This window comes from Bacillus paranthracis, assembly GCF_001883995.1.
GTDB classification, from domain to species: Bacteria; Bacillota; Bacilli; order Bacillales; family Bacillaceae_G; genus Bacillus_A; species Bacillus_A paranthracis.
Genome location: NZ_MACE01000062.1, coordinates 47,482 through 62,270, shown reverse-complemented (window position 1 = coordinate 62,270; position 14,789 = coordinate 47,482). Strand labels below are relative to the sequence as shown.

At 35.3% G+C, this 14,789-nt stretch carries 13 protein-coding genes; 11 read left to right on the top strand and 2 right to left on the bottom strand.

The window, feature by feature from the left end; translation table 11 throughout:
- Window positions 1–51: 51 nt before the first annotated feature.
- On the bottom strand, window positions 52–684 hold the full coding sequence (locus BAQ46_RS23420) for a trimeric intracellular cation channel family protein (protein ID WP_000924376.1): 633 nt from the start codon (window positions 682–684) through the stop codon (window positions 52–54).
- 493 nt (window positions 685–1,177) lie between these two features.
- On the opposite strand from BAQ46_RS23420, the gene BAQ46_RS23415 reads away from it, so the two are divergent.
- From BAQ46_RS23415 to BAQ46_RS23375, 8 genes are all read left to right on the top strand, one after another.
- A complete protein-coding gene (locus BAQ46_RS23415; protein WP_061131908.1) occupies window positions 1,178–2,650 on the top strand; it encodes an O-antigen ligase family protein in 1,473 nt (490 codons plus the stop codon).
- A gap of 95 nt (window positions 2,651–2,745) precedes the next feature.
- The gene (locus tag BAQ46_RS23410; protein WP_061131907.1) at window positions 2,746–3,855 is read left to right on the top strand and encodes a glycosyltransferase family 4 protein; all 1,110 of its coding nucleotides are present in this window, start codon (window positions 2,746–2,748) and stop codon (window positions 3,853–3,855) included.
- 21 nt (window positions 3,856–3,876) lie between these two features.
- On the top strand, window positions 3,877–4,617 hold the full coding sequence (locus tag BAQ46_RS23405; RefSeq protein WP_000290759.1) for a WecB/TagA/CpsF family glycosyltransferase: 741 nt from the start codon (window positions 3,877–3,879) through the stop codon (window positions 4,615–4,617).
- Window positions 4,618–4,910: 293 nt separating this feature from the next.
- Window positions 4,911–6,110, top strand: coding sequence for an MFS transporter (locus BAQ46_RS23395; protein WP_000521096.1), 1,200 nt, complete (start codon window positions 4,911–4,913; stop codon window positions 6,108–6,110).
- Between the two features lie 265 nt (window positions 6,111–6,375).
- The gene (locus BAQ46_RS23390) at window positions 6,376–7,092 is read left to right on the top strand and encodes a LytR/AlgR family response regulator transcription factor (protein WP_071742891.1); all 717 of its coding nucleotides are present in this window, start codon (window positions 6,376–6,378) and stop codon (window positions 7,090–7,092) included.
- Window positions 7,093–7,213: 121 nt separating this feature from the next.
- Entirely contained in the window at window positions 7,214–9,289 is a 2,076-nt protein-coding gene (gene cstA, locus BAQ46_RS23385; RefSeq protein WP_001259567.1) for a carbon starvation protein CstA, read from the top strand.
- The gene (locus BAQ46_RS23380) at window positions 9,282–9,485 is read left to right on the top strand and encodes a YbdD/YjiX family protein (RefSeq protein ID WP_000919824.1); all 204 of its coding nucleotides are present in this window, start codon (window positions 9,282–9,284) and stop codon (window positions 9,483–9,485) included. Before cstA ends, BAQ46_RS23380 begins: the two co-directional genes overlap by 8 nt.
- Before the next feature lie 145 nt (window positions 9,486–9,630).
- Window positions 9,631–10,686: a GGDEF domain-containing protein gene (locus BAQ46_RS23375; RefSeq protein WP_071742889.1), complete on the top strand. Its 1,056-nt coding sequence runs from the start codon at window positions 9,631–9,633 to the stop codon at window positions 10,684–10,686.
- Between the two features lie 84 nt (window positions 10,687–10,770).
- Here BAQ46_RS23375 and pdxK read toward each other — a convergent pair whose 3' ends face one another.
- Complete coding sequence (gene pdxK, locus BAQ46_RS23370) at window positions 10,771–11,595, bottom strand: pyridoxine/pyridoxal/pyridoxamine kinase (RefSeq protein ID WP_061131905.1); 825 nt, start codon at window positions 11,593–11,595, stop codon at window positions 10,771–10,773.
- A 135-nt stretch (window positions 11,596–11,730) separates the two neighbouring features.
- On the opposite strand from pdxK, the gene BAQ46_RS23365 reads away from it, so the two are divergent.
- From BAQ46_RS23365 to BAQ46_RS23355, 3 genes are all read left to right on the top strand, one after another.
- A complete protein-coding gene (locus BAQ46_RS23365; protein WP_000485091.1) occupies window positions 11,731–13,302 on the top strand; it encodes a GAF domain-containing sensor histidine kinase in 1,572 nt (523 codons plus the stop codon).
- 20 nt (window positions 13,303–13,322) lie between these two features.
- Window positions 13,323–13,970 carry a response regulator gene (locus tag BAQ46_RS23360; protein ID WP_000695784.1) on the top strand — a complete coding sequence of 216 codons (648 nt, stop codon included), beginning with the start codon at window positions 13,323–13,325 and terminating at the stop codon, window positions 13,968–13,970.
- A gap of 191 nt (window positions 13,971–14,161) precedes the next feature.
- A complete protein-coding gene (locus BAQ46_RS23355) occupies window positions 14,162–14,788 on the top strand; it encodes an FMN-dependent NADH-azoreductase (protein ID WP_000170050.1) in 627 nt (208 codons plus the stop codon).
- Window position 14,789 lies beyond the last annotated feature (1 nt).

Here is a 14,789-nt window from a genome sequence, read left to right as displayed (position 1 = left end):
ATTAGTGTGTAGAATAGTATATAAATTAAGAGAATTCCATATAGAATTCTCTTAATGACCTTTATTAATTTTAGCATGTGTTTTAAAGAAAACTGGGAAATGTACATTATATATGACAGTGACAACACGAATAATGAATGTTACTAGTAAACAAACATAGAAAGCCAATACGTGTGCCCCCATTGCATATGTGATTAGGAAACTAATTGCCCCTAAAATAGAAGCGATGGCGTAAATTTCTTTTCGGAATACGTAGGGGATATCTTGAGCGCAAATGTCACGCAAAATACCGCCTCCAATACCTGTAATGACTCCCATTGAAACAACTAAAAATGAGGCGTCAACATGATGTGACATTGCCGCATTTGCACCAATAGCTGTAAAAACGCCTAAGCCAACAGCATCAGAAAGCATAATAACAACTTGAAGTTTATTGATACGCTCAAAAAACATACAAGTAAATAATGCTGATAATACGCTTACGAAAAAGTAAATGGGTTTAACAAATGCGACGGGAGGCAGGTTACCGATCATAATATCACGAATAATACCGCCGCCGAGCGCAGTAGCTACAGCTAAACAAAGGACACCGAATAAATCTAAATCTTTTTTTAAACCAACTAATGTACCAGAAATGGCAGCGGCGATAATGCCAAGAAACGTAAATATATCGATTAATAACATGGCCTTAATCCCTTCCTCTTAAAGATGTTCCAGAGAAAAAATATACACTAAAGTATTGGAAATAACAATTACTTTTCGCTACATGTAGAAAAACGGATAAAATACATAAAGAAAGCGTTTGAAAATGTTTGGAAAATAGCTATAAAGTAATTTGAAAAAGATATGAAAAGATTAATTTCACATTTTTTGGTGTTACCTACTTGGTAAAATGTTACAATAGTAGGTATGTTGTTTACATCTGTATAAAATGATAAAAAAATATGTATATACTGACAAAAATAAGGGGATGGTTGTTAGATAGCTTTTGTAAAAATAAGGAGTATAGCGAAAGAACAGTAATTTCTATTATTGATTAATACTTGTCCTGGCTAGTTTTAGCTGGAAAAATAGTTCTCGATTTGAATATGAGTTATGTTATAATTGCTAGGTGTGTTTGAATGATAAAAAATTATGATTAAAAGATAATGTTAAGATTTTGTATGGAGGTCTTGGAATGTTAGCAAATCAAGCTAGGGTTAGATTTGAGCGTTTTTTGCTCTTTTTTATTATTTTACAGCCTGTTTTAGATTTATTAACGTCTCTTAGCATCACTTTATTAAAGTCAAGTGCTACCGTTGGAATTTTAGTAAGATTCCTTATTATGGCTGTTGGTGGTATTTACATTTTAATTCAGGCAAAAGAGAAGGAAAATAGAAAGTTTTTAATTTATCTTATATTATTAGCCGGAGTTTTAGGGGTAGGATTTATTAATAATAAACTAGTTAAGGATCCTATTGTACTTAGTGAAGAAGTTAAATTCGTTGCGAAAGCATTATATATATATATCATGCTGGGATCATACATTTTAGCTTTAAAATCATTGAAAAAGAAAGTTAATATTAGTGATAAGGTTCGAAATAGTATTGTATATGCTACATTAATCATTAACGCAATTATGGTTATTTCTATTTCAACATCTACTGATTTTGGTAGTTATGAATGGATGAAGGTAGGTTCTCGAGGTTGGTTCTATGCAGGGAATGAACTAGGTTCAATCTTAGCTATTATTTTCCCTATTGTGGTACTATATTCTATTCAAAAAACAAAGAGCTGGAAACACGTTTTATATTGGATTCCATCGCTTTTAATGATTTACTCATTAATTCAGGTCGGTACGAAAGTAGGAATGGGCTCAATTGGTGCTACGTTAGCGGCAGCAATCGGAATCATTGTACTACAATTATTATTTGATAGAAAAAATCCGAACAAAAAATCCCTTGCGTTTAATGCAGTAATTGCTATTGTCCTATTAGCTGGTGTAGTTGGAACGTTTAAACAAACGCCATTAGCACAAAATATGGGTATTCACAATAACTATTTATCAGAGCAAAATGTGGCACAGCAAGGTCAAAAGGAAAAAGAAATTAAAGAAAAGCTGAAAAAAGAGCAAGAACTTAAAGCAAAAGAAGAAAAGCATCATAAAGTTGAAAAGCCAGAAGAAAAGGCGAAGATAGAAGAGGAAGTTAAGAAAGAGCTTGAGAAAGAGCAAAAGAAAGAAAATCAAGAAAATCTTATTTTCAGCGGACGTCAAGTATATGAAGAAAGACATAAGCAGTTCTTTAAAGAAGCGCCAATGTCACAAAAGTTATTAGGAATGGGTTATGCAGGTAATTTTAAATATAATGAACAAAAGCAGCCAGATCCAAAGCTAATTGAAATGGACTTCCATGATTGGTTTTATGACTTTGGGATTATTGGTTTTGCATTACTAATGATTCCATTTATTTATTACGGCTTAAGAATCCTACTAGTATTTATTACAAGGTTTAAAGAGATATTTAATATAAAATATGGAATGATTGCAGCAAGCTTATTGTTAGCATTAGGTATTGCCTATATTGCAGGACATATTTTAACAGCACCAGGAGTTGGGATCTACTTTGTAGTGGTGTTAGCTTATCTAATTGTAGACTTAGAAATTGAATGATTAAAATAAAAGCTAACTTTTGTTAGCTTTTATTTTTTAGTACAGTAAAATAAAGATAGATGGAAATGTGGCGAGGATTTAAAGGAGGAAAAAATATGAGGATATTGCATATGAATGCAGGAGCAGAAGATGGGGGAGGGAAAACACATATTATTTCACTTCTCGATCAGTTTCCAACTGGTGAAGTAGAATTAGCGGTATTTGAAGATGGAATTGTTGCGAAAGAAGCAAGAGAGTTAGGGATAAAAGTCCATGTGTTTTCACAAAAATCCCGCTATGATTTATCTATTTTAAAGAATATAAGCGAATTCATTAATAATGAAAAATTTGATATAGTTCATACGCATGGTCCTAGGGCTAATTTCTATGTTTCTTTAATGAAAAAGAGAATAACGGCAAAATGGGTAACGACTATTCATAGTGATCCATTTGAAGACTTTACTAAACAAGGCTTAAAAGGTTGGATTTTTACGAAATTGAATTTGAAAGCCTTAAAAAATATAGATTTATTTTTTGTTGTAACAAATAGATTAAAGAAAAGTTTAGCTGCTTTAGGTATTTCTAATGAAAAGATGCATGTTATTTATAATGGAATTGAATACGATAAGGAAAAAGCAGAAGGTTATAATAAAAAAGAAATGTTCAATATTGATGAAGATGTATTTACGGCAATCCAAGTAGCACGATTGCATCCTGTGAAAGGACATGAAGTTCTATTTGATGCGTTACAACGAACAAAATTAGAGAAAATTAAAGTATTGTTAGTTGGCGATGGCCCGTTAGAAGAAAATCTAAAGTCATTGGCTATTGAAAAAGGGATTAATAATAAAGTCGAGTTTTTAGGGCATCGTCAAGATGTAAAACAATTATTTGCGTCGTCACATGTGAATTTATTAACCTCCCATAGTGAAGGGTTCCCACTAGTTTTATTAGAAGCGGCAAATCAACGCGTACCATCAATTGTGACTAGGGCTGGAGAGATTGAACCATTAATTGTAGATGAAACGTATGGATGGATTGTGCCAACAGATGATGGAAGGGCATTAGCATTAGCTTTAGAAGAAGCGTATGATAAGTGGAAAACTGGAGAATTAGCAGCAATGGGGAAACATATTTATGAGCATGCTATTATGAACTTCTCACTTCAAAAACTATATGAAGATACAAAGGAAACATATAAGCAATTAATAGCGAAAAACTTGTAATGATAGAGAGGATAGTTAACTATGGCAGTACAAACAGTTGATATTCTAGGCGTTCCTTTTTCTACAATGACAATGGATGAAACGGTCCAATATTTAAAAGAACAACTAGAAGTGGAGCGAACACATACTTTTCAGGTAGTAACAGCAAATCCTGAAATTGTTATGTGTGCAAAAAAGGATGAAGCATTCCATCAAACATTATTAAATGCAGATTTAATTACACCTGATGGTATTGGAGTCGTAAAAGCAAGTGGTATGTTAGGTACACCTGTAAAGGAACGTGTAGCAGGTTTTGATTTAATGTGTAATTTACTTGCGGCGTTATCAGAAGACAATAAACCAGTATCAGTTTTCTTATTAGGTGCAAAACCGCATGTTGTACAAGCTGCAGCAGATCATTTAACGAAGACGTATTCAGCTGTATCTATTGTGGGTATACAAGATGGGTATTTTAAACAAGAAGAAGAAGAGAATATTGTTTCTCGTATTCAAAAGGCAAAACCAGACCTATTGCTTGTTGCACTTGGTTTCCCGAGACAAGAGAACTTTATCCAAACGAATAAGCATCGTTTAGAAACGAAAATGGCCGTTGGAGTAGGCGGAAGTTTAGATGTATGGGCTGGAGAGGTAAAACGTGCACCAAAATGGATTCAAGCGATACATTTAGAGTGGTTTTATAGATTGTGTAGCAATCCAACGCGTTGGCGTCGTCAGTTAGTATTAGCGGAATTTTTAAAAGAAGTCATGCGTTCAAAAAAGTAGCGTTCTATCGCTACTTTTTTATTTGTCCATTTTTAATAAAGTGCGTTTTTATTCATCTACTACCGATTGCGGACACTCACTAATCGGGTGTTTAATGGCCATGGTTTTTTTATCTATCGCTCTTTGCTTCAGCTGAATTTTGAGGTGAGGGGTCTTACTGCCCTCAAATAGTCGGATAAGTATTTTACTTTTTGGGAATGATGAAGGAGAATTTTTTACACGAAAGTATTTTACTTATACAATTCACACATGTAAAATGATGTGTAAAGACAGCTGTGTGAGGAGGACTTCTTGTGGGCAAGGTGAAAGAAATTTCGAAGCGAAAGCTACTTGGTATAGCGGGGCTTGGATGGTTATTTGATGCAATGGATGTTGGAATGCTTTCATTTGTAATGGTAGCGCTGCAAAAAGATTGGGGATTAAGTACCCAAGAAATGGGCTGGATAGGCAGTATTAATTCAATTGGTATGGCGGTCGGGGCGCTCGTTTTTGGAATACTATCAGATAAAATAGGGCGGAAATCAGTCTTTATTATTACATTATTATTATTTTCTATCGGTAGTGGTTTAACGGCTTTAACGACGACACTTGCTATGTTCCTTGTTTTACGATTTTTAATTGGTATGGGGCTTGGTGGAGAACTTCCAGTTGCTTCTACATTAGTATCGGAGAGTGTTGAAGCACATGAACGTGGCAAAATAGTTGTGCTATTAGAAAGTTTTTGGGCAGGTGGATGGCTAATCGCAGCTCTTATCTCGTATTTTGTTATACCGAAATATGGTTGGGAAGTTGCGATGATATTGAGTGCGGTTCCGGCACTATATGCTTTATATTTAAGATGGAATTTACCGGATTCTCCAAGATTCCAAAAGGTTGAAAAAAGGCCATCCGTTATCGAAAATATAAAGTCAGTTTGGTCTGGAGAATATCGTAAGGCAACAATTATGTTATGGATTTTATGGTTTTCTGTTGTCTTCTCCTATTATGGCATGTTCCTTTGGTTACCTAGTGTAATGGTATTAAAAGGATTTAGTTTAATAAAAAGTTTCCAATACGTACTTATTATGACGTTAGCTCAATTACCAGGTTATTTCACAGCTGCTTGGTTTATTGAACGTCTTGGTCGTAAGTTTGTTTTAGTTACGTATTTAATTGGTACAGCTTGCAGTGCTTACTTATTTGGAGTGGCAGAGTCATTAACGGTATTAATCGTAGCAGGCATGTTACTATCATTCTTTAATTTAGGTGCTTGGGGTGCATTATATGCTTATACACCTGAACAATACCCAACAGTTATTCGTGGTACAGGTGCAGGGATGGCGGCAGCATTCGGTCGTATTGGTGGTATTCTTGGACCGCTATTAGTAGGATATTTAGTTGCTTTACAGGCTTCACTATCACTAATATTTACGATTTTCTGTGGATCAATTTTAATAGGCGTATTTGCTGTAATTATACTTGGGCAAGAAACGAAACAACGAGAATTAGTATAAGGTAAAACTTTAATCGGTAAGTGATCTCAATTATTGGTCCGTACCAATTATGTTTTAGAGTAGTAAAAATAAGAGCCCATGTTTTCTCATTCAGTGGGTTTTACTGCCTACAAATAACGGAAAAAAGGGCAGGGGGAACCATGATGGTTCCCTTTTTTCTGTTTTTTTAGATAAATAATGGTATAGTAAGAAAAAGGGAATGTTCCTTATAAAAGCGAATGTATACAACAGGACATACGGACAAAAGAATTAGGTGGTTGAAGAAATGAAAATTTTACTGATCATGGAAGATGCAGAAGAGCGAAGAAGTTTAGTTGAAAAATTTACTGAAAATATAAGGAATGTAGAATGTTTTGAAGCAAATACAGGAACAGAATCATTATTTATGATGAAGAAGCATACACCAGATTTTGTTTTTTTAAATTCAAAATTACTAGATGGAACGGGTTTTGAATATGCGAGTTTATTACGGGAAGTAAATTGTTATACGAAATTTATTTTTATGGGTGAAGATATAGAAGAGTCCATTACAGCATTTCGTTTTCAAGCAGTTTATTATTTACTACGCCCATTTCGCGAGGAAGATTTGCAATTCCTCTTATATAGAATGGCTAGAGAGCAAGGTGAGAAAGCAAAGAGCTATTTGCGTAAACTACCGATAGAAGGTCAAGAGGGGATTCGGTATATTTTCCCTGAAGATATTGTATATGTAAGCAAAAATAAGGAAAACAAAACAGTTTCAATTTATACAACAAATAATCAGTATATTTCAACATATACACTCCAGGAGCTAGAAAATAAGCTAAATGCATATGATTTTTTACGTGTGCATAAAAGTTATTTAATTAATATGTCATATGTACAAGAGTTAAAGCCTTACTATAATGGCACATATAATCTGTATTTAGATAAATATGATGAGCAACCGATTCCAGTAAGTCGTAATTATGTGAAACGACTTCGAAATAAAATTGAATTATAGTAGATAGTGCGAATTTTTTAACATGATAAACTAAAAATCCTTCATGATAGGGAGGATTCAAGTTAAATATTCAGAAAATTTAGTACAATCCCACTAAGAAATAGTATTGGGGGGATTGTATGTGAGAACATTGAAGTCGATTTTACTTTGGGGAGTTATTGCAGCAGTAGGAGCCGGGGCTTTTGGTGTAATAGCTTTATCACAAGGTGAAACTATTAATGCTGTATGGCTCTTAGTAGCTGCGGTATGTGTGTATGCAGTTGCTTATCGCTTTTATAGTAGATTTATAGCGAGAAAGGTATTCGGTTTAGATAATAATCGACAAACGCCAGCTCATACATTAAATGATGGAAAAGATTATGTTCCGACAAATAAATGGGTATTATTTGGGCATCATTTTGCAGCAATCGCTGGGGCTGGTCCTTTAGTAGGACCGATTTTGGCGGCACAAATGGGATATTTGCCAGGGACAATATGGATTATTGTAGGGGTAGTTGTCGCTGGAGCTGTGCAAGATTTTGTCATTTTATTTGCTTCGATGAGACGTAATGGTAAATCTCTCGGTGAAATGATTAAAGATGAGATTGGTCCTGTTACAGGACTTATTGCAATGATTGGTATTTTAGGCATTATGATTATTTTATTAGCAGTATTAGCATTAGTAGTAGTAAAGGCGCTTGTCGGAAGCCCTTGGGGAATGTTTACGATAGCAGCAACGATTCCTATTGCTATTTTAATGGGAGTATATATGCGCTACATTAGGCCTGGACGGGTTGGTGAAGGGTCAGTAATTGGAATTATCCTACTTATACTGTCTCTTATTGGAGGGCAGTATGTAGCGGAAAATCCAGCGCTTGCAAGCATGTTCACGTTTAGCGGAGAAACAATTGCTATAATGCTTATTGTATATGGATTTATCGCATCGGCATTACCAGTTTGGATGCTTTTAGCACCACGTGATTATTTAAGTACATTTTTAAAAGTCGGAACAATTGTAGGATTAGCAATCGGTATTTTAATTGTAGCACCAGATTTACAAATGCCAGCAGTTTCGAAATTTATTGATGGAACTGGTCCTGTGTTCTCTGGAAATTTATTCCCGTTCTTATTTATTACTATTGCTTGTGGTGCAGTGTCTGGATTCCATGCTCTTGTTTCATCAGGTACGACGCCGAAGATGATTGAGCAAGAGGGACACGCACAGCCAATCGGTTATGGAGCAATGTTAATGGAGTCGTTTGTAGCAGCCATGGCGATGATTGCAGCTTGTGTATTAACACCGGGAACGTACTTTGCAATTAATAGTCCTGCAGCACTTATCGGTACAGATGTCTCGCAGGCAGCTCAAGTTATTTCCTCATGGGGATTTGCTATTACACCAAATGAACTAAAAGATCTCGCTGTAAACGTTGGAGAGCAAACGATTTTATCACGTACAGGTGGTGCACCAACGTTAGCGATAGGTATGGCATATATTTTCTCAAAAGTAATAGGTGGAACGGCCATGATGGCATTTTGGTACCATTTTGCGATTCTCTTTGAAGCGTTATTCATTTTAACAACGATTGATGCTGGAACGCGCGTAGGTCGATTTATGATTCAAGATATTTTAGGGCATGTATATAAGCCATTTGGGAAAACGGATTCTACATTAGCGAATGTAATAGCTACAACGTTATGTGTGTTAGGATGGGGTTATTTCTTATATCAAGGGGTAGTTGATCCGCTTGGTGGAATTAATACATTATGGCCACTTTTCGGTATTGCAAATCAAATGTTAGCAGGTATTGCGTTATTACTTGGAACGACAATTTTGTTCAAAATGGGAAAAAAGGCATATGTTTGGGTGACGCTTATTCCAACTGTCGGATTGCTTATTGTAACGATGACGGCGGGTTATCAAAAGCTATTTCATGAAAACCCTAAAATAGGATTTCTATCCCACGCAAAGGTGTTTCAAGGAGCATTAGATGAGGGGAAAGTGTTAGCGCCAGCTAAAAATGTGGCTCAAATGAAGCAAATTATTTTCAATGATTATATTGATGCAGCACTTTGTGGAATTTTTATGATCGTTGTAATCGCTGTATTAATTTCTGCAATTCGAATTTGGATTCAAGTATTAAGAAATAAGCCGATGCCGCTAAAAGAGGCACCATATATCCCTAAAGATGAAAGTGAGTCGAGGAACTATGCTTAAAAGACTACGGCAAGTATGGGGACAAAGGAAACACTTTATTAGCTTACTTGTTGGGGTACCAAGCTATGAAACATATGTAGAGCATATGAAAAAGCATCATCCAGAAGAAGAAGTTGTATGTCAAAAACAATTTTTTGCAGAAGCGCAAGAAGCTAGATTTAATGCAAAGGGTGGAAAGATATCGCGCTGTTGTTAGTGAAAAGGACGAATTTTCGTCCTTTTTATTTTTTGCTGTTTCACGTGGAACAGCAAAAAATAAATAAAAATATTTGGGAATTATAGGGATTTCGTATACAATAAAATAAGGAAAGGGATAGATAGAAAAGTAGGGAGATTATTTTATGTTAAGGGACTTATTTGTAAACACAACAATTATTCTTTCCTTTATTTTTATTGGAGGTCAGCTTTTAAGAGATAAACCGTTAAAAGAAGAGTTCTCTTTTTGGCAGAAATGTGTAGTAGGTATTTTTACTGGAATATTAAGTGTACTGTTGATGTACTTTGGCGTACATATTGGGGATATTATGTTAGATCTACGCTATTTAGCTGTTATTTTGGCAATTATAATTGGAGGTCCGATAGCTAGTAGTATAACAGTTACGATTATTTTAATTACCCGATTATTTTTAACCGAGTACTCTTTAGCCTCTGAATTGGCTTGTTATACTATTGTATTGATAGGTATTGGGGTTACTTTCATTTGGCGGATGAAAGTTTCTATGTTTACAAGATGGATCTGGTTTAATGTATATAGTTTATTTATTTTAGCGGTGCCACTTTCTATGCTGTTTAAGGATATGTCTATAGTATCATTATATTTAGCTTGTAGTAGTGTTGCAGCATATATCACATTTATAAGCGCGAATTATGTATTGCAATCCAATGAGTTATTTCAAAAGATGAAGCAATATGCAACGATAGATGCATTGACAGGGTTAGGAAACGTAAGGCAGTTTGATTTAGAAATGAATCATCATATTGGTAATAAGCGCATGAAAAATGATTCACTTTGTTTACTACTTATAGATATTGATCATTTTAAGTCTGTAAACGATACGTACGGGCATCCTGCAGGAGATGAAGTATTAAAACAGATAGGGCGTATTTTACGAGAAGTTTCAACGTTTCCAGATTTGGCTTTTCGAAAGGGTGGAGAGGAGTTCGCGCTTCTTATACCACAGAAGGGATTAGCTTACGGAATGCGTATGGGGGAACAAGTTCGCGCAGCTGTTGAAAAACATTCATTCCAATTGTTAGATGGAACAAAAATAAAAATTACAGTTTCAGTAGGAATTTCAGTATATGAACAATCACCAGAGCAATTTATTCAAGCTGCTGATGATGCATTATATTACTCCAAAAGAAATGGTAGAAATCAGGTCAGTTCTGCATCTTAAAGATAAGATGACCAGAAGAGCTTATAAATAAAAACACCCACAGAGAGGGAAAATACACACTCTGTGGGTGTTTTTATTTATAGGTTAGACAAGCTCTTTTGATACAACGAATTTACGATATGCACCGTGATGTGTTGGGCCTACGTATTCGTTGATCTTGAATGAATAACGGATAGCAGCTGTGATAAATTCTTTAGCAGTTTTTACTGCTTCTTTCACAGGTTTTCCTTTTGCAAGTTCTGCTGTAATTGCAGCAGAATATGTGCAACCTGCGCCGTGTGTATTTGTCGTATCAATTTTTTCTGATTCTAGAATGTCGAATGTCTTTCCGTCATATAGGACGTCGATTGCAGTTTCCGTACCAAGCTTGCTACCGCCTTTAATTAGGACATATTTCGCACCTAAAGCATGGATTTTTTTCGCTGCTTCTTTCATGTCTTCAAGAGAATTAATCTTTACGCCACTTAATTGGTAAGCTTCAAATAAGTTTGGTGTGACAACTAATGCCTTTGGAACAAGAACGTCACGTAAGCAATCATTCGTTTCAGGATGTAATGCTTCATCAGCACCTTTACATACCATAACAGGGTCAACTACTACATTTTTGAAATTATGTTTTTCGATTGTTTCAGCAACCATTTCAATAATTTCTACCGATCCAAGCATACCTGTTTTTAAAGCATCTACGCCAACGCCCTCAATTGTCGTTTCTAATTGTGGTTTTAATGTAGAAGCTGGGATTGGGAATACGTTATGTGCCCAACCGTTATGTGGATCCATCGTTACGATTGTCGTAAGAGATGTCATTCCGTACACACCAAGTTCTTGGAATGTTTTTAAATCTGCTTGTATACCAGCACCGCCACTTGTGTCAGAACCAGCGATAGTAAGTGCTTTATTTAATGTCATTATGAAAAGCCCCCTCAGGTGATATAATGAAAACTATGTTTTCACCATTATATCAATGTTACGAATAAGTACAAAGTGAAAAGTAGATGATTTATGTTAGGAACTATGTAAAATCTTGTATGTAGGAGACGAATTATGTTTCAAGAGAATCGTACAAATGAATTAGTTATATTAAAAGAGATTGCAGAAACACTAAATACATCAAATGATACATATCATGTATTGCAAGCAGTACTAGAAAAATTGCTGAGTGTAACAGGTTTAACGACAGGATGGATATTTCTTGCGGATGAAAATGGTAGGTATACAAAATTAATTGATTATCAATTACCAGAGGCACTTACATATGAAAACAAACGTCCGATGTGTGAAGGAGAATGTTGGTGTTTACGTGGCTTTGTGGATGGAAAATTAGAACGAGCTGTTAATATTATTGAATGTAAAAGAATTAATAATGCAATTGAATATAATTGGGGAGATACAGAAGGAATTCTTCATCATGCTACGGTTCCTTTAAAGGCTGGAGGAGAAAAATTTGGTTTGTTAAATGTGGCAAGCCCAGGTAAAACACATTTTTCAGAAGAAGAATTAGTATTGCTTCAATCAGTTGCTTTCCAAATTGGAACGGCTTTAAAACGAGCAAAGTTATATGAAAATGAAAAGCGAAGAGCACATTATTATGTGAAATTAGAACGGTTCATTCAAGTTTTAAGAACGATTCATCAATTTAATATATTGCCTGAAAAAGTTGTAGGTCAATTAGGTGAAGTGTTTCAGTGGAATCAAGTCGCATTCTTTATTAGGGAAGAGAAAGAATTATCCTTGCGGGCATCTTATTGCCAGGAAGAATGGCAGGAGGATATAAAAGAAGCAGCGAAAGAAGCGTTAGAAAAAGGTGAACCTATTTTATTAAACGATCAAATCAGTCATAAGATTGCCTCTAATAGGACGGTTATCGCCACCCCAATACAGATTCAAACTCACATATTTGGTGTTTTATGTGTTAGTTCAAATAATGGTGAATTTGATGTAAATACGTTAGATGTACTTCAAGCAATAACAACTCATATTTCTTTCGTGATAGAAAATTTAAGGTTAAATGAGCAACGACGTGAACTCGTACGAATGGAAGAAAGAAATCGATTAGCAAGGGACTTACATGACTCTGTTTCACAAAAGCTATTTTCGTTAACCTTTATGACAAAAGGCGCTGAGGCGGTTTTAAAAGGTCAAAACGAAAAAGTGGATCGATCTTTGCATGATATGCGTGAACTAGCGCAAGGAGCTTTAAAAGAAATGAGGACGTTAATTTGGCAATTACGTCCAGCGGGTTTGGAGAAAGGATTATTACCAGCTTTAAAGCAATATGGTGAAAGTTTGGGATTGAAAATTCGAGAACAAGTTACAGGTGTCCGTGATTTGCCACGCGTAGTAGAGGAAGCGCTATGGAGAATTGGACAAGAAGCTTTAAATAATGTAAGTAAGCATGCAAATGTTAGAGAAGCGACGATTTATTTCAAAGTGACGGAGAAGAATGTATCATTAGAAATAGTCGATCAAGGAACCGGCTTCGTAGAAAAGGATATAAAAGAGAAGAAATCACTTGGCATGACTACGATGCGAGAAAGAGTAGAATTAGTCGGTGGAACAATTAAAATTGTAAGTGATAAGAAAAGGACAAGTGTAAAAATAAACGTGCCATTATGATGTGAAAATGAGGGAAGTTTGTGAAAATAAAAGTATTGTTAGTTGATGATCATACAGTCGTTTTAAAAGGATTAGCATTTTTCTTAAGTACACAGGAAGATATAGAGTTAGTTGGAGAAGCAAGTAATGGGAAAGAGGCACTAATGAAAGTAGGGGAGACGAATCCTGATGTTGTACTAATGGATTTATATATGCCCGAAATGGATGGTGTTGAGGCGACAGCGTGTATTAAAAAAGAATATCCGGATGTGAAAGTAATTGTATTAACTAGCTTTTCTGATCAGGCGCATGTGTTACCAGCATTAAGGGCTGGAGCAAGCGGGTATATTTTAAAAGATGTAGAACCGGATCAGCTTGTTGAGGCTATTCGAAGTGCATATAAAGGTAATATTCAATTACATCCTGATATAGCAAATGCTCTTCTCTCTCAAACATTACCTGTAGAAGAAAAGGAAGAAGAGCCTTCTATTCAAGTGGATGTGTTAACAGCGAGAGAAAATGAAGTATTGCAGCTATTAGCGAAAGGGATGAGTAATAAAGAAATCGCTTCTGTTTTAGTTATTACGGAAAAAACGGTAAAAGCTCATGTAAGTAGTATTTTGAGTAAGTTGAATTTATCTGATCGTACGCAAGCAGCATTATATGCAGTAAAAAATGGAATTGTATAAGACGAAAGTCGTAAGACCTAGTTCGCCTTTAGAAGGTGGACTTTTTTTATGGAAAAATACGTCTATGTGAGGACGAAATTGTCTTGATATAAAGATAAAATATGTTTGTAAGCAACAAAACAACAATTACAAGGGATACCTTTTTTGAAAGCATATAACAACAGAAGAGTTAGTACTAGGAGGAAAACATAATGACAAAAGTTTTATTCGTAAAAGCAAACAACCGTCCAGCGGAACAAGCAGTTAGTGTAAAATTATATGAAGCGTTTTTAGCAAGTTACAAAGAAGCGCATCCAAACGATACAGTAGTAGAACTTGATTTATATAAAGAAGAATTACCATATGTAGGCGTAGATATGATTAATGGTACATTCAAAGCTGGTAAAGGGTTTGATTTAACTGAAGAGGAAGCAAAAGCAGTAGCAGTTGCTGATAAGTATTTAAATCAATTCCTAGAAGCTGATAAAGTCGTTTTCGGTTTCCCATTATGGAACTTAACGATTCCAGCAGTGTTACACACATATATTGATTATTTAAACCGTGCTGGTAAAACGTTTAAATATACGCCAGAAGGTCCAGTTGGTCTAATTGGAGATAAGAAGATTGCATTATTAAACGCGCGCGGCGGTGTATACTCTGAAGGTCCCGCAGCAGAAGTAGAAATGGCTGTTAAATATGTAGCAAGCATGATGGGCTTCTTCGGCGCAACAAACATGGAAACAGTAGTTATTGAAGGACATAACCAATTCCCAGATAAAGCAGAAGAAATCATTACAGCTGGTCTTGAAGAAGCAGCTAAAGTAGCAAGTAAATTTTAAT

Excerpts from the sequence above, each read along its gene's own strand:
- BAQ46_RS23365 (WP_000485091.1), top strand. The coding sequence starts at position 11,731 with ATGTTTCAAGAGAATCGTACAAATGAATTAGTTATATTAAAAGAGATT.
- BAQ46_RS23420 (WP_000924376.1), bottom strand. The coding sequence starts at position 684 with ATGTTATTAATCGATATATTTACGTTTCTTGGCATTATCGCCGCTGCC.
- BAQ46_RS23390 (WP_071742891.1), top strand. The coding sequence starts at position 6,376 with ATGAAAATTTTACTGATCATGGAAGATGCAGAAGAGCGAAGAAGTTTA.
- BAQ46_RS23410 (WP_061131907.1), top strand. The coding sequence starts at position 2,746 with ATGAGGATATTGCATATGAATGCAGGAGCAGAAGATGGGGGAGGGAAA.
- BAQ46_RS23355 (WP_000170050.1), top strand. The coding sequence starts at position 14,162 with ATGACAAAAGTTTTATTCGTAAAAGCAAACAACCGTCCAGCGGAACAA.
- BAQ46_RS23405 (WP_000290759.1), top strand. The coding sequence starts at position 3,877 with ATGGCAGTACAAACAGTTGATATTCTAGGCGTTCCTTTTTCTACAATG.
- BAQ46_RS23415 (WP_061131908.1), top strand. The coding sequence starts at position 1,178 with ATGTTAGCAAATCAAGCTAGGGTTAGATTTGAGCGTTTTTTGCTCTTT.
- BAQ46_RS23380 (WP_000919824.1), top strand. The coding sequence starts at position 9,282 with ATGCTTAAAAGACTACGGCAAGTATGGGGACAAAGGAAACACTTTATT.
- BAQ46_RS23375 (WP_071742889.1), top strand. The coding sequence starts at position 9,631 with ATGTTAAGGGACTTATTTGTAAACACAACAATTATTCTTTCCTTTATT.
- pdxK (WP_061131905.1), bottom strand. The coding sequence starts at position 11,595 with ATGACATTAAATAAAGCACTTACTATCGCTGGTTCTGACACAAGTGGC.